A 22,303-nucleotide genomic window follows, 5' to 3' on the forward strand; every position below is an offset into this window, starting at 1 on the left:
AACACCCGGCCGCCACCGGGGCCGAAGGAAGGTCTATGAAATGAGCACGCTGCACAAGTTCAAGGCGTACTTCGGCATGGTTCCGCTCGAGGATTACGAAGACGACTATGTCGCCGAGCCGGCCCCGCGGGGTGTGGACGAGCGCGGCTCACGTCGTCCCCGGCCCCGTGACTATTCCGAGCGCGCCGGTTACGGCGCGGACCGCTATGCCGAAGACCGCTACGACGATGAGCCGGATTATCCTGAGCCGGCGTACAAGTCGCCGTACAAGGCGGGATACCCGGTGTCTCGGCGCGACGATTATGTCGATGAGCCCTATGTGGACGACCGCTATGATGCGCGGCCGCGTCCCACCAGGATCGATGCCGCGCCGGGCGCGTCCCGATTCCGTGCGGGCGGTAATGCGCCGATGCTGCGGGGAGCCACCAGGGGTGCGCTCGCCGTCGATCCCGAGGCCGAGGAGCGGCGACTGGAGGAGCGCGTGCGCCCCGAGCCCGCGCCCGCACGCCGGCCGGGGATCTTCGAGGACGGAGGTCCCTTGTCCAAGATCACGACGCTGCGCCCGCGCGACTACAGCGAGGCCCGCATCATCGGTGAGCGCTTCCGCGAGGGCAACCCGGTGATCATGGATCTGGTCGATCTGAGCAATGCCGATGCAAAGCGGCTGGTCGACTTCGCCGCCGGCCTCGCGTTCGCGCTGCGTGGCTCATTCGACAAGGTCGCGACCAAAGTGTTCCTGCTCTCACCGGCCGATGTCGATGTCTCGGCCGAAGAACGTCGCAGGATCGCCGAAACCGGCTTCTACAACCAGAAATAGCGCTGTGATCCGGGGGTTCTGTTAGACCCGTTGCGTATGGGGCGGTGTGGTCATTTTGCGCGACGCGGATTTTGGGGCAGAGTGAGGTCGTGGCCTTGTTTGCGGTGCTGTACTTCGTACTGTTCATCTTCTGGCTGTTGTTGATCAGCCGAGTGATCGTGGAGTTCATCCGCAGCTTTGCCCGAGACTGGCGCCCGAGCGGCTTCGTCGTCGTCATCCTCGAGGTGATCTTCACGATCACCGATCCTCCGGTGAAACTCCTGAGGCGGTTGATACCACCGGTGTCATTGGGAGGAATTCGGCTCGATCTGTCGATTATGGTCCTGCTTTTCGTCGTCTTCATCTCGATGACGTTTGTGGGCGGCCACGCCGACGGGTAGCCCTGGTGTGACAGAATGAACCGAGAAGATAGCTTGCTAGATCTGCTAGATCTCCAAAAGACGCGTGAAGGGATCCTTCCATGCCGCTGACCCCAGCCGATGTGCACAACGTCGCGTTCAGCAAACCGCCGATCGGAAAGCGGGGCTACAACGAGGATGAAGTAGATGCCTTCCTGGACCTCGTGGAGCAGGAGCTCTCGCGTCTGATCGAGGAGAACGCTGACCTGCGCCAGCGGGTTGCCGAACTCGATGCGGAACTGGCCGATGCCAAGAAAAATCGCGGTCCGGCCAATGTCGCCGCGGTGAAAGCGCCGGTCCAGCAAGCCCCGCCGCCCCCGCCCGAGCCCATCAAGCCGCCGGTGCAGCAGGCCCCGCCGCCACCTCCGATGCCGGTCGCGGCGCCGGTAGCCAAGGATGCGCCGAGCGCCGATGCGAACCTTCAGGCGGCCAAGGTGCTCAGCCTCGCCCAGGAGATGGCGGACCGGCTGACCAGCGATGCGAAGCTCGAGGCGGAGAACCTGCTTTCGAATGCGCGGGCCAATTCCGAACGCCTGGTCGGCGATGCGCGAACCCGCTCGGAAGCGATGATCGCCGATGCGCGGCAGAAGTCGGACGCGATGCTGTCGGATGCCCAGACCCGTTCGGACAACCAGCTACGGCAGGCCAAGGAGAAGGCCGATGCGCTGCAGGCCGACGCCGAGCGCAAGCACACCGAGATCATGGCCACCATCACCCAGCAGCGCAGCGTGCTGGAGAGCCGGATCGAGCAGCTCAAGACCTTCGAGCGGGAATACCGCGTGCGGCTGAAGTCGTACCTGGAGTCCCAGCTCGAGGAGCTGGAGAACCGTGGCTCGGCGGTGCCGGTGGATGGTGGCGAGGCCTTCGTCGACGCCAATACCGCGAACAATCTCGCTCCCGCCTCGTTCGCCAAGGGCGCCAAGTAATCTCGTAGTAGAGAGATATCTCCGCTGTAGTTGCTGTTCGAGTAGCTAGAGGTACGCCGAGCCGCCTGGCATGCCTAGGGGGTCAAAATGCTCGTCTTGACGCTCGTCCTTGCGGCGATCGGGTTCGCCCTGCTAGTGGCCGCGCTGACCACCGGGTCGGTGCTGTGGGCCTGGGGGTGCATCCTTATCTGTATCGTGGGCGCTGTGCTGTTGCTGGTGAGCGCGCTTTCTATGCGCAGCTCCGATGGCGATGCCGCGCCGCCACCTGGTCGGCATGCCAAACGGTAATCGTTGGGCCCGACAAACTGGTTTGACCGTCCTGGTTAGAATCAAACATGTAATCGGCGTAGATCCGGCCATCACCGGGGAGTCTTCGGAAGAACGGTGCGCGGGCCGCGCTCAGTAGAACCGAACGGGTGAGCCCGTCACAGCTCGAAACGAGAGGTCCTGGTTGGTCGCGCGGATCGGCGCGCCGCTCGGACAAGCGGGGTGGTACCGCGGTTTCGACGCAACCGGCGTCGTCATCGTCCCCGTGCTGACACATACGCGCCACGGCGCGGCGGCACGAGGAGACGGATCCGCAATGGCGGACGAACCTTCCAGCAACGCATACCCGCGCGTCGATCTGGGTGCTGGCAGCGGTGCATCCTTCCCCGACCTGGAACGTCGGGTACTCGACGCCTGGGCTACCGACGACACCTTCCGCGCCAGCATCGAGAATCGTTCGGGTGCGGCGGAGTTCGTCTTCTACGACGGACCGCCGTTTGCCAACGGATTGCCACATTATGGACATCTGCTCACTGGGTACGTCAAGGATCTCGTCCCGCGTTTCCAGACCATGCGCGGCAAGCAGGTCGATCGACGTTTCGGCTGGGACTGTCACGGACTGCCCGCGGAAATCGAAGCGGAAAAGCAGCTCGGTATCACGGACAAATCACAGATCGATGCCATGGGGCTCGCGGAATTCAACGCGGCCTGTAAATCATCGGTACTGCGCTACACCGGGGAATGGCGTAATTATGTGACGCGTCAGGCCCGTTGGGTGGACTTCGACAACGACTACAAGACGTTGGATCTCGACTTCATGGAGTCGGTGATGTGGGCGTTCAAGTCGCTGTACGACAAGGGCCTGATCTACCAGGGCTTCCGGGTGCTGCCCTACAGCTGGTACGAGCAGACCCCGCTGTCGAATCAGGAAAGCCGGCTCGACGACGCCTACAAGATGCGTCAGGATCCGGCCGTCACCGTGGATATGGTGCTACGCGTGCCAGGTGAGCATCCGCTGCACGAACTCGACGGCGCGAACGCACTCATCTGGACCACCACGCCGTGGACGCTGCCGTCGAACCTCGCGATCGCGGTGCACCCGGATGTGCGCTACGTGCATGTGCGCGGCGCCGACGGCAAGCGCTATCTGCTGGCCGCCGAGCGGGTCTCGCACTACGCCCGCGAATTCGGCGATGAGCCAGAGGTACTCGGCGAGTTCGACGGCGCCGCCCTCTCGGATCTGGCCTACGCACCGCCGTTCGACTTCTTCGTCGGTCATCCCAACGCGCACCGCGTGCTGACCGCCGACTACGTGACCACCGACTCCGGCACCGGAATCGTGCACCTCGCACCGGCCTTCGGTGAGGAGGATATGGATGTCGCAGGCGCCAACGGCATCGAACTCGTGCAGCCGCTGGATCCGGGCGGCAAGTTCACCTCGATGGTGCCGCCGTACGAGGGCCTGATGGTCTTCGACGCCAATCCGGTGATCATCAAGGACCTCAAGGCGGCCGGAAAGCTGCTGCGGCACGAGACGATCGAGCACTCCTACCCGCACAGCTGGCGCTCCGGCCAGCCGCTGATCTACATGGCGGTGCCGTCCTGGTTCGTTGCGGTGACCAAGTTCCGCGACCGGATGGTCGAGCTGAATCAGCAGATCACCTGGGTGCCCGAACACATCCGCGACGGACAGTTCGGCAAGTGGCTCGAGGGTGCGCGCGACTGGAATATCAGTCGCAACCGTTACTGGGGCAGCCCGATCCCGGTGTGGGTCTCCGATGATCCGGCCTACCCGCGTACCGATGTGTACGGCTCGCTGGCGGAGTTGGAGCGTGACTTCGGCGTGCGCCCGACCGATCTGCACCGGCCGAACATCGATGAGCTGACCCGGCCGAATCCCGATGATCCGACCGGTAAGTCGACCATGCGCCGGGTGCCGGAGGTGCTGGACTGCTGGTTCGACTCGGGTTCGATGCCATATGCCCAGGTGCACTACCCGTTCGAGAACAAGGAGTGGTTCGACAGCCACTTCCCGGGCGATTTCATCGTCGAGTACAACGGGCAGACCCGCGGCTGGTTCTACAACCTGCACGTGCTCTCGACCGCGCTGTTCGACAGTCCGGCCTTCAAAACCGTTGCCGCGCACGGCATCGTGCTCGGTGACGACGGACTGAAGATGAGCAAGTCCAAGGGCAACTACCCGGATGTGAACGACGTGTTCGACCGGGACGGCTCCGATGCGATGCGCTGGTTCCTGATGAGTTCGCCGATCCTGCGCGGCGGCAATCTCATCGTCACCGAGCGCGGCATCCGCGAGGGGATCGGCCATGCGCTGCGCCCGCTGTGGAACGCGTGGACCTTCCTGCAGCTCTACGCCTCGAAAACAGGTGTATGGCGCACGGATTCACCGCATGTGCTTGACCGCTACATCCTGGCCAAGCTGGCCGCGACCCGGGATGTGATGACCGAGGCGCTCGAGGTCTACGACATCGCGGGCGCCTGCGAGGAATTGCGTTCCTTCGCCGACGCGCTCACCAATTGGTATGTGCGCCGGTCGCGTTCGCGCTTCTGGGAGGAGGACCGGGATGCGGTCGACACACTGCACACAGTGCTCGAGGTCGTCACCCGGCTGGCCGCGCCGCTGCTGCCGCTGATCTCCGAGGTGATCTGGCGTGGGCTGACCGGCGAGCAGTCGGTGCACCTGGCCGACTGGCCCAAGGAGGGTGAGCTGCCAGAGGATCCGGATCTGGTCGCCGCCATGGACGAAGTCCGGGTGGTCTGCTCGACGGTGCTGAGCCTGCGCAAGGCGCAGAACCTGCGGGTGCGCCTGCCGCTGGCCGAGGTGACCATCGCAGCGCCCGATGCCGAGCGGCTGCGGCCGTTCGCCGACATCATCGCCGATGAGGTGAACGTCAAGAAGGTCGACCTGACCACCGATGTCGCAGTGCACGGCCGTTTCGAGCTGGTCGTAAACGCCCGCGCCGCGGGCCCGCGCCTCGGCAAGGATGTGCAGACGGTGATCAAGGCGGTGAAGGCGGGCGAATGGTCCGAGAACGCCGCCGGTGTGGTCACCGCGGCGGGCATCGAACTGCTGCCGGAGGAGTACACCCAGCGCCTGGTCGCGGCCGAACCGGAGTCGACCGCGGCCCTGCCCGGCAATGCCGGCCTGGTCGTGCTCGATTCGGTGGTGACCGAGGAGCTCGAGGCCGAGGGCTGGGCCCGCGATGTGATCCGCGATCTGCAGGAGACGCGAAAGTCCCTGGGGCTGGACGTATCCGATCGCATCACCGTGGTGCTCGCGGTGCCCGACGATAAGCAGGTCTGGGCACAGACCCATCGCGATCTCATCGCGGGCGAAATCCTCGCCACCGAGCTGACTTTCGGTGATCCGGGCGCGGATGCCGCCGACATCGTCGGTGGCGTGCGGGTGTCGATCGCCAAGGTCTGACCGGCCGCTCGGCTGGAGCACGGTCGTTCGAACGGCAGTCGGGGCGGGATCTCTTGAGATCCCGCCCCGACTTGCGCCTATAGCCCGCTCTTATGTGATGCAAATCACATGCCAAGAATTAGCTGATTCCCTTGTCGTGCTCGAACAATGCCCGGCACAATCGGGATGTTACTGCTGGTTCGCAGATCGACTTCTGTGACGGCAGTGAATGTTCGTGCTTGAACTGCTCTACCTGAAATACCTTGCGCCACATGCGGATACGTGCCGCAGCGCAGGTTCTGTGACGTGCGGTTCCATCCCCCCGATGACGAGGCCGGTACCGCGTGTTTGCCGGGTCGACGGAAGGGGCGAGCATATGACCAGCGCGCACAAGAAGGCATTTCGCGGGATAGCTATGGGGTTTCTGGTGTCGATCGTCATGTCGCTCGTCCTGGCCGGACCGGCGCGCGGTGATACCGGAAGCGCGTCCGGTTCGGGTAGTTCCGGCTCCGCATCCGGCAGTTCCGGCAGTTCCAGCGGATCCGCGGCGCTGCCGCTGCCCAGTACCGCCGGACTCGGCGCACTCACCGCGGCCTACACCCAGATCGGCAAACCCTACGAATGGGGCGGAACCGGCCCGTTCGCCTGGGACTGCTCGGGGCTGGTCCAGTGGGCATTCCGTCAGGTCGGGGTGAAGCTGCCGCGCACCACCTACGAGCAGGCCAAGGTCGGCGCTGCGGTGCCGTTCCGGGCCCTCTCACCGGGCGATGTCGTCATCCTCAATGACGACGCCTCACATGTCGGCATCTACGCGGGCTTCGGGCAGATCCTGGATGCGCACGACTGGGGCGTTCCGGTCGGTCTGCACCCGCTCCGCGACTTCGACATCTTTACGATCCGTCGTTTCTGATCCGGATCCGCCACGTTTCCACCGACCAGCGCCGGTCGGGGATCGTCGTCCTGTGTGCCCAGGTCGAACCCGCGCTCAATCGACGAGCTGGCGCAGCAGCGGTCCGTACTGCGGATGCGCCAGTGCCGAGGCGAATTGCGCGACCAGGTAGTCGGCCGGGTTGCCGGTGTCGTACCAGCGGCCCTGGATGACCTGGCCGAAGACCGGGTTCTCGGCGGCGTGCACATTGATCGCATCGGTGAGGTACACCTCGCCGGTGCGGTGTTCGTACCACTGCTCGGTCTGTCTGCGCAGTTCGCAGATGATGCCGGGGGTGACGACATAGCCGCCGATCGCGGCATAGTTCGACGGTGCGTCCTCGGGCTTCGGCTTTTCCCGCAGCCCGGTAATGCGCAGCAGGCCGTTGCCCTGGTCGTCCGCGACGACCGGGACGCCGTAGCGCTGGGATTCGGACGGATCCATCGGCATCAGCGCGAGCACCGGCGCGCCGGTCGCCTCATAGGCGTCGATCAGCTGCTGGGCGCGTGGCACCCCGGCGACGAAGACGTCGTCGGGCCACAGCACCAGCATCGGCTCGTCGCCGAGATTGCGGGCGGCATTGAGCACCGGGGTGCCGTTGCCGTAAGGCCCGTGCTGATCGAGGTAGGTGATATGCCCGAGCCGGGACAGCTCGCCGACCTCCTCCACCGCGTCGGCGTAGGCGTCCTTGCCGTCGGCGCGTAGCTGGGCCACCAGGGCCGGATTGGGGCGGAAATGGTCCTGGATCAGGGACTTTCCGCTGCTGACCACGATGGTGATATCGGTGATTCCGGATGCGACCAGCTCCCGGACGGTGTGCTCGATGACCGGCTTGTCGCCGACCGGCAGCATCTCCTTGGGGATGGCCTTGGTCAGCGGGAGCAGCCGGGAGCCGATTCCGGCGGCCGGTATCACGGCCTTGCGGATCTTCATGATCCGATCATCACATACCCGAGCGGGTCCGAACCGGTGATCCCCAGGCTTGGGCCGGCCATGTCGAGGCGGCAACACATCGGTATCGGACCTGGTCACGCGTGGTTGGGCAGGGCAGAGCGCCGCGCTCGCCGCTTCGTCGCGCCGCGAAGTTCGATAGCAATCTCGCAGAAACTACTCGGCTGACGTGCACCCGGCACTCAGGTTGCCGGTCGTCTTCACAGGTTGACGCGGTGTTGCGCGGTGGGCCGACCTGTCGGTGGTACGGCGTAGATTCCGGTGCGTGAGCACCGACAACATCGCTGTGGCCGCCGGGGGAGGCGCGGTGGGGTCCGCGTCCGCGCGCACGGCTCGGCGGTGGGTGCTGCATATCGATATGGATGCCTTCTTCGCTTCGGTCGAACAATTGACGCGGCCGACACTGCGTGGTCGCCCGGTGCTGGTCGGCGGCACCGGTGGGCGCGGTGTGGTCGCGGGGGCGAGCTATGAGGCGCGGGTCTTCGGTGCGCGCTCGGCCATGCCGATGCATCAGGCGCGGCGGTTGGTCGGAGTGACGGCGGTCGTGGTGCCGCCGCGCGGTGCGGTCTACAGCGTGGTCAGTGCGCGGGTGTTCGACGCTCTGCGTAGCCGCATCCCGGTGCTGGAGACGCTGTCGTTCGACGAGGCGTTCGGTGAGCCCGCCGAGTTGGTGGGCGCGACCGTCGAGCAGGTGCGCGAATTCTGCGAGGGGTTGCGTGCGCTGGTTCGGGAGCGGACCGGCCTGGTCGCCTCGGTCGGTGCGGGTACCGGTAAGCAGCTCGCCAAGATCGCCTCCGGAATGGCCAAACCCGATGGGGTACGGGTGGTTTCGCCGGATGAGCAGCAGCAACTGCTGGCCGGTCTGCCGGTGCGCAAGCTGTGGGGGATCGGTCCGGTCGCCGACAGTCGCTTGCGTTCGCTCGGTATCGAGACCGTCGGCGCCTTCGCGGCGCTGCCGGAATCGGAGGCGGCGTCCATTCTCGGCGGCAGCGTCGGCGCGGCGCTGCACCGGCTGGCCCGCGGCATCGACGACCGGCCGGTCGCCGAGCGGGCCGAGGCCAAACAGATCAGCGCTGAGAACACCTATGAGACCGATATCGTCACGCTGGCCCAGCTACGTCCGGCGATCGAGACCATGGCGGCGGCCGCGCACCGTCGTCTGGAAAAGGACGGCCGGGCCGCACGCACCGTGGTGCTGAAGTTGAAGAAATCCGATATGAGCATCGTGACCAGGTCGTTCACCCTGCCGTACGCGACGACCGAGCTGGCCACGCTGACGACGGCGGCACAGCGCTCGGCCATCGATCCGGCCGAGCTCGGGCCGATCCGGCTGGTCGGGGTGGGTTACGGCGGGCTGTCGACGGTCCGGCAGGAGTCGCTGTTTCCGGAGTTGGATCAGGCGCCGGTCGAGGACGGCGGCATCTGGGAGGGCGACACGCCGCACTCCGATGGTTGGGGCGCACAGGAAGGGCCGTCCGGAGCTGAAGACGGTGCTGTCGAGCTCGGCGCGGGTGCGTCGGTCGGGGCGGTAGGCGTCGAGGTGGGAGTAACCGCGACACCCCCGATCCCCTCGACCACGCAGCCGAGCGTCGGTGCAGCTCAGGGCGATTCGCCGGTGCGGAACACCACGCTGTGGTATCCAGGATTGGATGTCACGCACCCCGAATTCGGGCACGGGTGGGTGCAGGGCGCCGGGCTCGGTGTGGTTACTGTTCGGTTCGAGACCAGCTCGACAGGGCCCGGTCCGGCGCGTACCTTTGCCGCCGACGACATCAGTCTGTCCCGGGCCGATCCGCTCGGCAGTCTCCGCTGACAGGTAGCCTGGGTCATTCGTGCAGCGTCGCCGATTCGGGTGAAGGCTGCTGTTGGTGGAACGACATGTACCTACTCGAACGCAAAGGACGAGCAGTTGAAGCTTCGTAAGACTGGACGCATCGCCATCGCCGCCCTGGCCGTCGTCGCCGCACTCGGCATGACCGCCTGCAGCGATGACAAAGACAGCAAGCCGGCCGCGAAGACCAGTACCAGCGCCAAGGCCTCGCCCGGCGCGAGCGCCACCAATCTGCCGCCGGTCCCCTCCGTCGCGGAACTGAACACGCAGCTGCAGCGTGCCCTCGATCCGTCGATCCCCAATTCGGAGAAGCTCGACGGTGTACAGGGTGCCGAGGCCGATCCGGAACTGCCGAACCGCCTGGCCGAGGCCGCCAAGGGCGCCAATGTCACCATCACGGTCACCGATGTGACCAGCTTCGGCGACAGCGTCAATGCCAAGGCCAAGGTCTTGCTCAACGGCCAGGAGAACATGATCGACGTGCCGTTCGTCGCCGAGAACGGCAAGTGGAAGATACAGAAGGCCTGGGCCTGCACCATGCTGACCAACCTCGGCCAGCAGTCGGTGGCCTGCAGCTGATAGACCAGCGGTCGCGGCCGACCCCGTGTCGGCCGCGCCAGCTGTGTGCTTGCTGAGAATCAATGCCGCACGCAGGCAAGAACTTTCGTTTGAAATAGTTACCGTTAGGATCAGGCCCCGTGGCTGACACGATGGTGTGGGCGGGGCAGCCGTCCGTCGAGCACTCCGAACTCGGGACGGCACAATCGAAGACGCGGAGGGGTTGGGCCGGGCCGATCGCGCTGATCGCGGGCCTGCTCGGCGCACTGTTCGCGGTGGCGGTGCCGCTGCTGCCCGTGCGGGTGGACGCGGCGACGCTGACCTGGCCGCAGGCGGGTTCGGCGCGCAGCATCGAGGCGCCGCTGATCTCCTATGCGCCACTGACTTTCGACGCCACCCTGCCGTGCACGGCGATCAACCAGCTCAGCGCCAAGGGCGGCACTCTCGCGGCGACCGGACCCGATGGCGCGCCGGACCTCGAGCGCTACGGATTCGTCGCCCGCGTGCACGCCGGGGCCGACACGTCGGCGCGGCTGGATGTGGTGCTGCGCAATCAGGCATTGCTCAGTGTGCCGGTGGCCGAACTGGTTCCGGGCTGTGAGCTCACCGTGCATGCCGACAACACCAGTGCGACCGCCACCCTGGTCGGATTCGAAGCGCCCGGATTCCCGGTGGTGCTCAATGGCGACTACCGGCCGCAGATGGTGGGCATCTTCAGTGATCTGGCCGCGGCCGACGGTGCGCGCGTCACCGCCGAACTCGACACCAGGTTCTCCTCGACGCCCACTCCGGTGAAGCGCGCGGCGATCTGGCTCGCGGTGCTGAGCACGATTGTGGCGCTGGTCGCGCTGTACCGGCTCGATCGGCTGGACGGTCGGCGGGTGCGTCGTTTCCTGCCGCAGCGCTGGTGGACGTTCACGCTGCTCGATGCGGTGGTGCTGGGCACCATGATGGTCTGGTACTTCATCGGGTCGACCACCTCCGATGACGGCTATCAGTTCGGTATGGCCCGTGCATCGGGTGTCGCGGGTTATATGGCCAACTACTTCGCCTACTTCGGGGTGCCCGAAAATCCGGTCGGCACACCGTATTACGACCTGATTCGGATCATGACGGAGATCAGTACCGCCAGTCCGTGGGTGCGGCTGCCCGCACTGTGCTGCGGTGTGCTGATGTGGCTGCTGCTCAGCCGCGAGGTGGCGACCCGGCTCGGGGTCGCGGTGCGCGGCAACCGCGTCGCGATGTGGACCGGTGCGCTCGGCTTCCTGACCATCTGGCTGGCCTACGACAACGGGCTGCGTCCGGAACCGCCGGTCGCGCTGGGACTGCTGCTCACCTGGTGCCTGGTCGAACGTGCCATTGCCACGCGGCGTTTGTTGCCCGCCGGATTCGCGATCCTGGTCGCGGCCTTCGCCTGCACGGCCGGCCCGTCGGGTGTGATCTGCATCGCGGCGCTGCTGGCGGGCTTGCGGCCGGTCGCGCGAATCATCATGGACCGCACCGGAACTCGGGGAACATTGGGTGCCCGGGTGGTGAGCTATGCGGTGCTGCTCGCTCCGCTGCTGGCCGCCGGTATCGTCGCGCTGGCGATCATGTTCGCCGATCAGCCGCTGGCGGCGATGTTCGAGATGAAGCGGATTCACCACATCGTCGGCCCGGATGTCGAGTGGTTCAACGACTATCTGCGCTATCAGTACCTCTTCCAAGGCGAGACCGACGGCTCGGTAGGCCGCCGGATCGGTGTGCTCGCGATGTTCGCCGGGCTCATCGTGTGTGTCATCGTCCTGCTACGCAAGGGCGGTCGGATTCCGCTGCTGGCCGCGGGGCCGACCCGGCGCATTCTCGGTGTCACCGTCGGCGCGCTGCTGCTGATCATGGTCACGCCGACCAAGTGGACTCATCACTTCGGTGTGTACGCGGGCGTGGCCGGTGCCGTCGCCATGGTGACCGCGATGGCCGTCGCACCACGGGTTTTGCGGGCGCCGCGCTACCGTGCGCTGTTCGCCGCGGTGGTGGCGTTCCTGCTCGCGCTGGTGTTCTCCGGGCCCAATAAGTGGTGGTACGTCTCGTCTTACGGCATTCCGTGGTGGGACAAGCCGCCGGTGATCGCCGGTATCGAGCTCAACAAACTGTTCCTGCTTGCCGCCGCCGCACTGCTGGCCGTGGCCGCGTGGTGGCATGTGCGGTCGCCGGAACCCGGTACCCCGCATCGGGTTTCGCGTCTGGCATGGCGGGTGTCGGTGCTGCCGCCACTGACCATCGCGCTGGCGCTGCTCGTGGTCTGGGATGTCGGCTCCTTCGCCAAGGCGGCCGTGGCCCAGGGGTCTGCGTTCTCGCTGGCGCGTTCGAATATCGAAGCGCTCACCGGGAAGACGGCCGGCCTGGCCGGTCATGTGCTGGTGGAGACCGATCCGAATGCGGGCATGCTGCGCCCGCTGACCGGCGACGCGGTCAGCACGCTGTCGGGCACCGGCACCGGATTCACCGGTTCGGGTGTGGCCGCCGATCTGCGCCCCGACGACGATTCGAGTCCGACCGGCAGTATCGCCGACGCATTGAGCAGTAAGTCCGCCTCGGAGAACACCGCCGGAACCGCCACCGCCGCACTGCCTTTCGGGCTGAGCCCGGCGACCACACCGGTGCTGGGCAGCTACGGTTCCGGTGACGCGGGCCCCGCCGATCTGACCACGGGTTGGTACCGGCTTCCGGAACCCGGTGACCGCAATGGCATTATCGCGCTGACCGCAGCGGGCCGGATCCGCTCGGTCGACGCGGACGGCATCGTCACGCAGGGGCAGACCCTCGAAATCGAATACGGCGCAACCGATTCCGAAACCACTGCGCAGCCCATGGGCAAGGTCACCCCGATAGATATCGGACCGGCGCCGTCCTGGCGTAACCTGCGCGTGCCCTTCAGCGAAATCCCCACTGGCGCAGACGTTATCCGCATCGTAGCAGTCGACCGCGACCGCAATCCGAAGCAGTGGCTGGCGGTCACCCCGCCGCGGGTGCCGCAGACCAGAACGCTGAACGATGTTGTCGGCTCACAGGTCCCGGTTCTCACCGACTGGATGGTGGGCCTGCAATTCCCCAACCAGCGCCCTTACGACCACCGCGACAATATCGCCGAAGTCCCGGCCTACCGCATCCTCCCGGACCGTCCGGGTGCCGAGATCACCACCCTCTGGCAGAGCCACGACGGCGGCGGGCCGCTCGGCTGGTCAAATATGCTGCTGCGTCCCCGCACTCTGGCCACCTATCTGGACCACGACTGGCGGCGAGACTGGGGCGAACTCCAACAACTGGTCCGCATCGATCCCAAGGCCGACCCTGCGAAACCCGAAATCACCCAGCAGGACCACTCCGGTCTCTGGACACCGGGCCACATCAACACGTCGTACTAGCGGGTGATGCTGTTGGTCGCTATGCGGGTGGCCAAGGCGGTCAGGTCGGCGGCGGTGAAGCCCGGGTAGCCGTGCAGGAGTTGACGCCAGTGGTGCGGGATGGCGGTGGCGCCCCAGCGGGCGCCGAGGAGGCCGCCCGCGATGGCGGCGGTGGTGTCGGTGTCGCCGCCCGCGCGGACACACAGTTCGAGCGCGCGCGGGAGGTGATCCGGATCGGAGGCGTCGGCGGTGGTGATGGCCCACCACGCGGTCTGGAGGGCGTGCACGACCCAGCCGTTGTTCGAAAAGTCTTGCGGGCCACCGGCTTCGGCCTGGTCGAGCAGGTGGGTCCAGTAGGCGGCGCTCGGCGAGGCGTCGACGAACTCGCGGACACCGTCGAAGGTTCCGGTGAGCACGGCGTGCCGGATGCCGTAGGTCCAGATCTTGCAGGCCTCGATCGCCTGCTGGTCGTGATGGGTGAGCGCGCCGATCGCACCGGCCATGCGGACGCATTCGTCCGCCTCGCCGAGAAAGGCGAGGGCGACGGGGGCGGTGCGCATCAGCGAACCGTTGCCGCCGGTCTTGCCGTGCAAGGACATTGCCTGCACCTGCATCTCCCGGGCCGAGCGCGGGCGCACCGAGAGCACGGCGCGGGTCTGGATGCCGATATCCGGTGGATCGGAATCGAACCATTGGACGAATCCGGCTGCCACTTCGTCGAGATCGATGCCGGGGGCCGGCCCCTTATCGGCCGCCAGTGCGATGGCGATCGCCATCGATGTGTCATCGGTCCACTGTCCCGGCGCCCACCGGCAGGGCCCGCCGCCGATCATCTCGATCGCGACTTGCGTTCCCGGCCACGTGAATTCGTAGCCCGCTCCGAGCGCATCGCCCGCCGCGGTGCCGAGCAGCACACCCGCCGCTCGATCCAGTTGCGCATCGTCCAGCATCAAGAAACCTTCCGCCGCCTGCGGTTTTTCGCGGTCAATGTACCCGAGGACATAGGCTGTTCCGTCCTGTCGAACTCGACAAGCGATCGCGCGGAAAACTGTGCCCTCACTACGAAGCCATAGCTGGGAAGGGCAGATCAGCGAAGGTCTGTTGAACTGGCCGGTTCGGGCTGGGTGGTCCTGGCCCGACGGCGGCCGCGCACCAGTGCGTCAGCGGTGAAAATCGCCAGCGCCGCCCAGATGAGCGCGAAACCGGCCCACCGCGACGCGGGCATCGGCTCATGCGCGACGGCCACACCCCAGGCCATCTGCAGCGCGGGCGTGAGGTACTGCAGCAGTCCCATGGTCGACAGCGGTACCCGTTGCGCGGCAACAGCGAAAAGCAGCAGCGGCAGCAGGGTGACCGGACCGGTCGAGATCATCAATCCGGAATGTGCGACGCCACTGGCGAATTCACTACGTCCGGTCATCGCGAATACGATCACGAAGGCCAGCGCGAACGGTGCGGCGACCAGTCCCTCGGCCGCGATCCCGTGTAGCGCGTCGAGCGGAATCACCTTCTTCACCAGCCCATAGGTGGCGAATGAACAGGCCAGTGTCAGCGCGATGAGCGGCGGTCTGCCGTAGTCGACGGTGAGCACGGCGACCGCCACCGCACCCAGCCCCAGCGCCGCCCACTGCGCCCTGGCCAACCGCTCACGGAAGATCAGCACGCCGAACGCCACCGTCACCAGCGGATTGATGAAGTACCCGAGTGCACACTCGACCACATGCCCGGAGGTGACGCCGTAGACGTACACACCCCAGTTGATCGATAGCGCCGCGATGGCCACCGCCGCCATCCGCCAGGTCCGCGGGGCGATTCCGCGCAGCCCACCGAGCTGTCCGGTTATCGCCAGCACGACCAGCACCAGCACCAACGTCCACAGAATCCGCTGTGCCACCACCTCGGCCGGATTGGCGAAGGCCAGCAACCCGAAGTACGCCGGAAACAGCCCCCAGATCAGAAATGCGCCTGTACCGAACACAACACCTGGGACCGCTCTGCTTCGCTGCACCCTACCGACGGTAGTTCTCGGTAGCCTGGCGGTCATGTCGATTACCGTGCCCCAAACGGCCGTCACCGGGCTGACCGCGGCGGAGGTCGAGCAACGTCGCCGCGACGGGCTGACCAATGACGTGCCGGACCGGGCGAGCCGATCCGTACGCGACATCGTCCGCGCCAATGTCTTCACCCGGATCAATGCCATCCTCGGTGTGCTGCTCATCCTGGTGCTGGCGACCGGCTCGATCATCGACGGCATGTTCGGCCTGCTGATCATCGCCAATAGCGCGGTCGGCATCATCCAGGAGATCCGCGCCAAGCGCACCCTGGACCAGTTGGCCATTGTCAGCCAGGCCAAGCCGACCGTTCGCCGCGACGGAGAGTCGCTCGAGGTGGCGCCGAAGGAGGTCGTCCTCGACGATCTGATCGAGCTCGGCCCCGGCGACCAGATCGTGGTCGACGGCACGGTCGAGGAATCCGCACTGCTCGAGGTCGACGAATCGCTGCTCACCGGTGAGGCCGATCCGGTGGACAAGTCGATCGGCGCGTCGGTGATGTCGGGCAGCTACGTCGTCTCCGGTTCCGGCGCCTACCGTGCCACGAAGGTCGGCCGGGACGCCTACGCCGCCAAGCTGTCCGAAGAGGCGAGCAAGTTCACGCTGGTGAAGTCCGAATTGCGCAGCGGTATCGACACCATCCTCAAGGTCATCACCTATCTGTTGATCCCGGCGGGTCTGCTGAGCATCTACAACCAGCTGTTCTCCAGTAAGGAGTCCTGGCGGCCCGCGGTCACCGGCATGGTCGCCGCGCTCGTGCCGATGGTGCCCGAGGGCCTGGTGCTGATGACCTCGGTCGCCTTCGCGGTCGGCGTGGTGCGACTCGGCAGGCGCAAATGTCTGGTGCAGGAGCTTCCCGCCATCGAGGGCCTGGCCCGCGTCGATGTGGTGTGCGCGGATAAGACCGGCACGCTAACCGAGAACGGGATGCGCCTGTCGGATATCAAGACGCTCGGCACGTTCGACGACGCCGAAGTGCGACAGGCCCTGGCCGCCATGGCCGCCGACGATCCGCGCCCGAATGCGAGCGTGCAGGCCATCGGCGAGGAGCTCACCGATAAGCCGAATTGGCAGCACACCGCGGTCGCGCCGTTCTCCTCGGCGAAGAAATGGAGCGGGTTCTCCTACGGCGAGCACGGCGACTGGCTGCTCGGCGCGCCCGATGTGCTGCTCGACCCGAGTTCCGAAGATGCCCGTGTCGCAGAGGAACTCGGCTCCTCGGGCCTGCGCATTCTGCTGCTCGCGCGCAGCGACCGTCCGGTCGATGCCGCCGACGCACCGGGCGCCGTCGACCCCGCGGCCCTGGTCGTGCTCGAGCAGAAGGTGCGCCCCGATGCCCGCGAAACCCTCGATTACTTTGCCGGACAGCAGGTTTCGATCAAGGTGATCTCCGGCGACAACGCCGTCTCGGTCGGTGCGGTCGCGTCCTCGCTCGATCTGCGCGGCGGCGATCACGCGGTCGACGCCCGCGAATTGCCCGAGGACCGTGCCGCACTCGCCGACGTGCTCGAACGTGAGACCACCTTCGGCCGGGTGCGCCCCGATCAGAAGCGAGCCATGGTTGGCGCCTTGCAATCTCGCGGCCACACCGTAGCCATGACCGGTGATGGCGTGAACGATGTGCTGGCGCTGAAGGATTCCGATATCGGTGTGGCCATGGGTTCGGGCAGTCCGGCCACCCGCGCGGTCGCCCAGATCGTGTTGTTGGACAACAAGTTCGCCACACTGCCGTATGTGGTCGGCGAGGGCCGCCGGGTTATCGGCAATATCGAGCGGGTCTCGAATCTGTTCCTCACCAAGACCGTGTACTCGGTGGTGCTCGCTTTCTTGATCGGTGTCGCCGGTGTCGGCTCGCAGATCTTCGACTACGAAGCTATCGGATATCCGTTCCTGCCAAGGCATGTCACGATCGCGGCCTGGTTCACCATCGGTATCCCCGCATTCATCCTCTCGCTGGCTCCGAACAATGAACGCGCCCGGTCCGGATTCGTGTCGCGGGTCATGCGTTTGGCGATTCCGTCCGGCATGGTGATCGGCATCGCAACTTTCGTCGCCTACCTGATCGCCAATGCGGGGTCGTATGACTCCCTGGAGCAGCAGAAGGAGCAGGCAGGTACCACGGCGCTCATCACCTTGATCATGATCGCGGTGTGGGTGCTGGCCATCGTCGCCCGGCCGTATGTGTGGTGGAAAGTGGTGCTCATCGGTGCATCGATCCTGGCCTATGTGCTGTTGTTCACAATCCCGTTCACCAGGCATTTCTTCAAACTCGACCCCTCGAATATCGGGCTCACCGCCGCGGCGTTCATCTGCGGCGCCGTCGGCATCGTGCTCGTCGAGGCCGCCTGGTGGATCGCTGCCGCAGTTCAGGGGGAGAAGCACACGCTACTTCCGAGCTCACCGGGCGGGGGCGCCTGAACAATTGGACGCCCGACCCGCCGCGCCGCGAGATACCTTGTGCGAAGCGATCATTCAGGGTTGGAGTACCTTCTCGACTATGGAGGTATTGCTGCATCAGATCGACGCGTTCGCCGACGCACCGTTCTCGGGCAACCCGGCCGCGGTCATGCCGCTGTCGGCATGGTTGCCCGACGAGCTGTTGCAACATCTGGCCGAGGAGAACAATCTCGCCGAGACCGCCTTCTACACTTCGCAATTACCCGTCGAGGCGGGCGGTCCCCCCGGGGAGTGGCCCGCCGTCCACCTGCGCTGGTTCACCCCGACCCGGGAGGTCGATATGTGCGGCCACGCCACCATGGCGACGGCCGCGCAGATTCTCGAGGACATCCATCCCGGCGAGGACCGGGTGAGCTTCTTCACGCGCAGCGGTTGGCTACACGTCGACCGAACCGATGACGACGAATACGTACTCGACCTACCCGCGTTGGAATCCAAGGAGGTCACGCCCGATCCCGCGCTGGTGGAGGCACTCGGCGTCCGTGCGGTGCGTGCCTACACCGGATTCGACGAGGTGATCGTGGTGGGTTCCGAACGGGAAGTGCGCGAGGCTCGGCCGAATTTCGCAGCCTTTCCACCGCTTGCCTTCGACGCGGTGATCACCGCGCCCGGCGATACCGTCGATTTCGTCTCCCGGGTCTTCGGTCCGGGTCTCGGCGTGATCGAGGATTCGGTCACGGGATCGGCACACGCACAGCTGGTTCCGCTGTGGAGCCGCGAATTCGGCCGCGCCGAACTCAGCGCCCGTCAGCTGTCCCGGCGCGGCGGCAGGCTGCGCTGTGAACTCGCGGGCGACCGGGTACTGCTCATCGGCCGCTGCCGCCGGTATCTGGATGGTGTTGTGGCACTGCCGGATTGACCAGCCCGGCCGCCTTACTGATCCGGGACGGGACCGTCGTCCGTACCGGGCAGCGCGATGTCCTCGTACTCCGGCAGCAGCGGAACGATCGCGAAACTGGTGGCGACCGCGTCGGCAGGCAGGGCCTGCACGGCTCGGATTCCATTCTGGGCCGCCAGATTTCGGAGTTGGGGGAGCGGTCCACGGACCACGAGACCGACGGTGCATGCACACCCGGCGCGCAAGCGAGCCGCCGACACCGCATTGATGCGGTCGGTGCGTTCGTCGGCCGCGTGCTGAGCCAGTAGTTGCCAGGCGGCGTTATCGGCGGACGCCACGGCTACCGCATTTCCCGCGGGCAGTTGAACCGTGACGATCGGGGTGTTCACCCGCGGGATCGACACATGGTGGCTTGCCGCGGCAATGCGCAGGCCGCCGCTGTGCGCCGGAATCTGATCGGGGGCGAGGGGTTCGGTGAACGAGACCAGGGCCCAGTGCTCCTCGGCATCCGAACCCGACAGCGAATCCTGTGCCCGCGCAAGGTAATCCGCAACGTGCTCACCCCGCTCCGGCCCGAGCCGGTCGGTCGAAATGCCGGACGGTCGCGGGGGATTCAGCACACCGAGCACCACGATCAGGACTACGAAGCCGACGGCGCCGACGGCAATGGCAATGCGGCGCAATGTTTCAGGCATTGCGCAACACGTCGAGTGCGTTCTTCAGATCATCGGGATATTCGCTGGTGATCTCCAGATACCGGCCGTCGGCCGGATGGTTGAATCCCAGCGAACGCGCATGCAGCCATTGCCGTTCCAGCCCTAGCCGCTCCGCCAGCCGCGGGTCCGCGCCATAGGTGAGATCACCGCAGCAGGGGTGCCGGATCGCGGAGAAATGCACCCGGATCTGGTGGGTGCGCCCGGTTTCCAGATGAATATCGAGCAGGCTGGCCGCCTGGAACGCCTCGACGGTGTCGTAGTGGGTAATGCTCGGGCGTCCGTCGGCGGTGACCGCGAACTTCCAGGCATCGCCGCGGGCCCGGCCGATCGGCGCATCGATGGTGCCGCTGCTCGGATCCGGATGTCCCTGTACCAGTGCGTGATAGCGCTTATCGACGGTGCGCTGTTTGAATGCGCGCTTGAGCACGGTGTACGCGTGCTCGGACTGCGCGACCACCATGACCCCGGAGGTGCCGACATCGAGCCGGTGCACAATGCCCTGCCGCTCGTGCGCGCCCGAGGTCGAGATGCGATAGCCCGCCGCGGCCAGTCCACCGACCACCGTCGGCCCGGTCCAACCGACGCCGGTATGCGCCGCGACGCCGACCGGCTTGTCGACCGCGACGATGTCATCGTCGGCGTAGAGGATCTTCATACCCTCGACCGGTTCGGGCTCGATGGTGAGTTCACGCTTCGGTTCCGGGAACTCGACCTCCAGCCAGGCCCCCGCCACGAGCCGATCCGATTTGCCCGCGGCGACGCCGTCGAGCTGCACCGAACCTTCCTCGGCAAGCGCGGCCACGGCGGTGCGGGACAGACCGAGCAACCGAGATAGCCCGGCGTCGACGCGCATCCCGTCGAGTCCGTCGGGTACCGGCATGGTCCGAGTTTCTCTCACGCCTGCACCTCGCTGGCGCTCGGTTCCGGCGTGAGCGAAGCTCGCTGTGACATGGTTCGCTCGCTGCGCTCGCTCACGCCGCATTCCCCTTGCTGCTGGCCGCACCGTTGGCGCCGTTGTCCGAGGGCTTGTCCGGCTCCGCGGCGGTTTCGGTGGCGGTCGCTTCGGGGTGGTGGCCGTGGCCGGCGCGCGTGCCGTCGGGTTCGAACCCGAAGACCGTCAGCACCACCAGCAGGATCGCGCCGCACACGATCGAGGAGTCGGCCAGATTGAATACCGGCCACCAGCCGACGGCGATGAAGTCCACCACATGTCCCTGCAGTGGTCCGGGCGCGCGGAACAACCGGTCGACCAGATTGCCGAGCGCGCCGCCGAGCACCATGCCGAGCCCGATCGCCCACCACAGCGAGCGCAGCGTGCGGCCGATACGGATCACCCCGATTACGACGGCCGCGGCGACCAGGGTCAGCAGCCAGGTCATACCGGTGGCCATCGAGAATGCCGCGCCCGGGTTGCGTACCAGCGACAATCGCGCGAAATCGCCGATGATCGGCACCGGATCGCCCGGGGTCAGCTCGGCCACCACAATGGTCTTGGTGAGCAGGTCCAGGCCGAGCAATACCGCGGCGATGATCAGCAGCGTGCGTAGCCGCAGCGGTGCGGCGGGCTTCCGCGGATCGGCGGTCGGGGTCGGATTTTCTGCGTCGTCGCTGGGTGGCATCGCGCTATCGGCGGGCTTGTCCTCGGGCGGCCGGTCGTCACTCACGCCGACCATCATCTCTCGAGTAACGATTTGCGCTACGCACGCGGTCACCTGCATGTCCCAGCTGACACTCAGGAAGCGGTCGTACTCTGATGCTCGTGACGGTGTTGTCTTCCTCCCACGTACCCCGAATCGCGCGCTCGGGTGTGCTTCTGGTGGTGCTCGCGGTCGGGCTGTCCGCGTTCGGTGTCGGCTGTAGTGACGGTGCCGAGTCGCGCGTCGATTCCGACAGCACCGAGCCGGTCGGCATCGGCAAGGAAGTGACCGTGCCGATTTCGGCCGCGGTCGCCACTGTGGTCTCGGCGGGTGAGGAGCCGCGGTCGCTGCTGCGTCCCGGCTATCCGGCGGGCACGGTGCAGCAGGTGACGCTGCGCACCGATCACCACATCGAGCAGCAGATCAATGATCAGCCGCCGAGCGATTTCTCCTCGCCCGCATTGACGATTCCGATGACGGCGCAGACCAACGGTGACGGTGTTGAGCTGACCCTCGGCACCATTTCGACTCCGGATCCGTCGCTGGCCAAGGCGCTCACCGCCGCCGACGGTTCGCACGCCGGATTCGATATGAGCGAACTCGGCGCGATCACCGCGCTGCGGCTCGCCCCGGCACCGGACACCTCCAATAACGCCCGCGCGGCCTTGGAACAGGCTTTCTACCAGGCGGTCTACCGTTCGATCACCTTTCCCGACCAACCGGTCGGTGAGGGTGCGGTGTGGACGGTGCGGCAGGAGGTCGACGGCGGTGTCGCACTCGATCAGGTGACCACCGCGACGCTGACCAAGCGCGAGGGCGATCGGCTGACCATCGAACTCGAGGTGACGCAGAAACCGAAGACGCAGGTGTGGTCGCTGCCCAATAATGCGGGCACCCTCGATATCAAGGACTACGTCATGCAGGGCTCGGGAACGATCACCGTCGATCTCGGTCTGCCGCTGCCGGTCGCGGGCTCGATCACACTCGGCGGACACCAGGCCTACCGCGACCCGCGCAGCGCGAGCATGCTGCAGCAGACGATCAATACGCAGGTCACCTGGAACGAATGAGTCCGTAGCTGTTTTGCTCCGATCAGACATGTCGCCCTCGGGTGAGGA

General features: G+C 66.2%; 18 protein-coding genes. 12 read left to right on the forward strand and 6 right to left on the reverse strand.

Annotated elements, in window-relative coordinates:
* The first annotated feature begins 40 nt into the window (after window positions 1–40).
* The 6 genes from ACFYOW_RS38055 (at window position 41) to ACFYOW_RS38080 (ending at window position 6,745) form a co-directional block, all read left to right on the forward strand.
* The gene (locus ACFYOW_RS38055; protein ID WP_387294952.1) at window positions 41–817 is read left to right on the forward strand and encodes a cell division protein SepF; all 777 of its coding nucleotides are present in this window, start codon (window positions 41–43) and stop codon (window positions 815–817) included.
* Window positions 818–906: 89 nt separating this feature from the next.
* Window positions 907–1,197: a YggT family protein gene (locus ACFYOW_RS38060; RefSeq protein ID WP_040688811.1), complete on the forward strand. Its 291-nt coding sequence runs from the start codon at window positions 907–909 to the stop codon at window positions 1,195–1,197.
* A gap of 80 nt (window positions 1,198–1,277) precedes the next feature.
* Complete coding sequence (locus ACFYOW_RS38065; protein ID WP_387294955.1) at window positions 1,278–2,141, forward strand: DivIVA domain-containing protein; 864 nt, start codon at window positions 1,278–1,280, stop codon at window positions 2,139–2,141.
* Window positions 2,142–2,228: 87 nt separating this feature from the next.
* Complete coding sequence (locus ACFYOW_RS38070; RefSeq protein ID WP_040688662.1) at window positions 2,229–2,429, forward strand: hypothetical protein; 201 nt, start codon at window positions 2,229–2,231, stop codon at window positions 2,427–2,429.
* Window positions 2,430–2,724: 295 nt separating this feature from the next.
* Entirely contained in the window at window positions 2,725–5,856 is a 3,132-nt protein-coding gene (ileS, locus tag ACFYOW_RS38075; protein ID WP_387294957.1) for an isoleucine--tRNA ligase, read from the forward strand.
* Window positions 5,857–6,211: 355 nt separating this feature from the next.
* Window positions 6,212–6,745, forward strand: a complete 534-nt coding sequence (locus ACFYOW_RS38080; protein ID WP_387294958.1) for an NlpC/P60 family protein — start codon at window positions 6,212–6,214, stop codon at window positions 6,743–6,745.
* Window positions 6,746–6,820: 75 nt separating this feature from the next.
* On the opposite strand, the gene ACFYOW_RS38085 is transcribed toward ACFYOW_RS38080, so the two are convergent.
* Entirely contained in the window at window positions 6,821–7,696 is an 876-nt protein-coding gene (locus ACFYOW_RS38085; RefSeq protein ID WP_387294960.1) for a UTP--glucose-1-phosphate uridylyltransferase, read from the reverse strand.
* Window positions 7,697–8,072: 376 nt separating this feature from the next.
* On the opposite strand from ACFYOW_RS38085, the gene ACFYOW_RS38090 reads away from it, so the two are divergent.
* The 3 genes from ACFYOW_RS38090 to ACFYOW_RS38100 all read left to right on the forward strand — a co-directional run bounded on the left by ACFYOW_RS38090 (window position 8,073) and on the right by ACFYOW_RS38100 (window position 13,507).
* Window positions 8,073–9,527: a DNA polymerase IV gene (locus tag ACFYOW_RS38090; RefSeq protein WP_387295043.1), complete on the forward strand. Its 1,455-nt coding sequence runs from the start codon at window positions 8,073–8,075 to the stop codon at window positions 9,525–9,527.
* A gap of 96 nt (window positions 9,528–9,623) precedes the next feature.
* Window positions 9,624–10,124, forward strand: coding sequence for a hypothetical protein (locus ACFYOW_RS38095; protein WP_387294962.1), 501 nt, complete (start codon window positions 9,624–9,626; stop codon window positions 10,122–10,124).
* A gap of 131 nt (window positions 10,125–10,255) precedes the next feature.
* On the forward strand, window positions 10,256–13,507 hold the full coding sequence (locus tag ACFYOW_RS38100) for an arabinosyltransferase domain-containing protein (protein WP_387295045.1): 3,252 nt from the start codon (window positions 10,256–10,258) through the stop codon (window positions 13,505–13,507).
* Here ACFYOW_RS38100 and ACFYOW_RS38105 read toward each other — a convergent pair.
* Entirely contained in the window at window positions 13,504–14,436 is a 933-nt protein-coding gene (locus ACFYOW_RS38105) for an ADP-ribosylglycohydrolase family protein (RefSeq protein ID WP_387294964.1), read from the reverse strand. The two genes, ACFYOW_RS38100 and ACFYOW_RS38105, sit on opposite strands and share 4 nt — an antisense overlap.
* Window positions 14,437–14,573: 137 nt before the next feature.
* The gene (gene rarD, locus ACFYOW_RS38110) at window positions 14,574–15,530 is read right to left on the reverse strand and encodes an EamA family transporter RarD (RefSeq protein ID WP_387294966.1); all 957 of its coding nucleotides are present in this window, start codon (window positions 15,528–15,530) and stop codon (window positions 14,574–14,576) included.
* On the opposite strand from rarD, the gene ACFYOW_RS38115 reads away from it, so the two are divergent.
* Entirely contained in the window at window positions 15,529–17,955 is a 2,427-nt protein-coding gene (locus ACFYOW_RS38115; protein ID WP_387294968.1) for an HAD-IC family P-type ATPase, read from the forward strand. The genes rarD and ACFYOW_RS38115 overlap by 2 nt on opposite strands.
* A gap of 79 nt (window positions 17,956–18,034) precedes the next feature.
* On the forward strand, window positions 18,035–18,853 hold the full coding sequence (locus ACFYOW_RS38120) for a PhzF family phenazine biosynthesis protein (protein WP_387294970.1): 819 nt from the start codon (window positions 18,035–18,037) through the stop codon (window positions 18,851–18,853).
* 14 nt (window positions 18,854–18,867) lie between these two features.
* On the opposite strand, the gene ACFYOW_RS38125 is transcribed toward ACFYOW_RS38120, so the two are convergent.
* The 3 genes from ACFYOW_RS38125 to lspA form a co-directional block, all read right to left on the reverse strand.
* Window positions 18,868–19,527, reverse strand: coding sequence for a hypothetical protein (locus ACFYOW_RS38125; protein ID WP_387294972.1), 660 nt, complete (start codon window positions 19,525–19,527; stop codon window positions 18,868–18,870).
* Window positions 19,520–20,446, reverse strand: a complete 927-nt coding sequence (locus ACFYOW_RS38130; protein ID WP_387294974.1) for an RluA family pseudouridine synthase — start codon at window positions 20,444–20,446, stop codon at window positions 19,520–19,522. Before ACFYOW_RS38130 ends, ACFYOW_RS38125 begins: the two co-directional genes overlap by 8 nt.
* A gap of 73 nt (window positions 20,447–20,519) precedes the next feature.
* Entirely contained in the window at window positions 20,520–21,224 is a 705-nt protein-coding gene (gene lspA / locus ACFYOW_RS38135; protein WP_387294976.1) for a signal peptidase II, read from the reverse strand.
* Window positions 21,225–21,301: 77 nt separating this feature from the next.
* On the opposite strand from lspA, the gene ACFYOW_RS38140 reads away from it, so the two are divergent.
* On the forward strand, window positions 21,302–22,255 hold the full coding sequence (locus ACFYOW_RS38140; RefSeq protein WP_387294978.1) for a hypothetical protein: 954 nt from the start codon (window positions 21,302–21,304) through the stop codon (window positions 22,253–22,255).
* The last annotated feature ends 48 nt before the right edge of the window (window positions 22,256–22,303 follow it).

The sequence above is a fragment of the Nocardia sp. NPDC006982 genome, assembly GCF_042869435.1.
In the GTDB taxonomy this organism is placed as follows: domain Bacteria; phylum Actinomycetota; class Actinomycetes; order Mycobacteriales; family Mycobacteriaceae; genus Nocardia.

Coding starts and splice junctions, on each gene's coding strand:
- ACFYOW_RS38115 (WP_387294968.1), top strand. CDS start 15,529: ATGTCGATTACCGTGCCCCAAACGGCCGTCACCGGGCTGACCGCGGCG.
- ACFYOW_RS38085 (WP_387294960.1), bottom strand. CDS start 7,696: ATGAAGATCCGCAAGGCCGTGATACCGGCCGCCGGAATCGGCTCCCGG.
- ACFYOW_RS38105 (WP_387294964.1), bottom strand. CDS start 14,436: ATGCTGGACGATGCGCAACTGGATCGAGCGGCGGGTGTGCTGCTCGGC.
- ACFYOW_RS38055 (WP_387294952.1), top strand. CDS start 41: ATGAGCACGCTGCACAAGTTCAAGGCGTACTTCGGCATGGTTCCGCTC.
- ACFYOW_RS38125 (WP_387294972.1), bottom strand. CDS start 19,527: ATGCCTGAAACATTGCGCCGCATTGCCATTGCCGTCGGCGCCGTCGGC.
- ACFYOW_RS38070 (WP_040688662.1), top strand. CDS start 2,229: ATGCTCGTCTTGACGCTCGTCCTTGCGGCGATCGGGTTCGCCCTGCTA.
- lspA (WP_387294976.1), bottom strand. CDS start 21,224: ATGATGGTCGGCGTGAGTGACGACCGGCCGCCCGAGGACAAGCCCGCC.
- ACFYOW_RS38090 (WP_387295043.1), top strand. CDS start 8,073: ATGGATGCCTTCTTCGCTTCGGTCGAACAATTGACGCGGCCGACACTG.
- rarD (WP_387294966.1), bottom strand. CDS start 15,530: ATGACCGCCAGGCTACCGAGAACTACCGTCGGTAGGGTGCAGCGAAGC.
- ACFYOW_RS38080 (WP_387294958.1), top strand. CDS start 6,212: ATGACCAGCGCGCACAAGAAGGCATTTCGCGGGATAGCTATGGGGTTT.
- ACFYOW_RS38140 (WP_387294978.1), top strand. CDS start 21,302: ATGCTCGTGACGGTGTTGTCTTCCTCCCACGTACCCCGAATCGCGCGC.
- ACFYOW_RS38065 (WP_387294955.1), top strand. CDS start 1,278: ATGCCGCTGACCCCAGCCGATGTGCACAACGTCGCGTTCAGCAAACCG.
- ileS (WP_387294957.1), top strand. CDS start 2,725: ATGGCGGACGAACCTTCCAGCAACGCATACCCGCGCGTCGATCTGGGT.
- ACFYOW_RS38100 (WP_387295045.1), top strand. CDS start 10,256: ATGGTGTGGGCGGGGCAGCCGTCCGTCGAGCACTCCGAACTCGGGACG.
- ACFYOW_RS38120 (WP_387294970.1), top strand. CDS start 18,035: ATGGAGGTATTGCTGCATCAGATCGACGCGTTCGCCGACGCACCGTTC.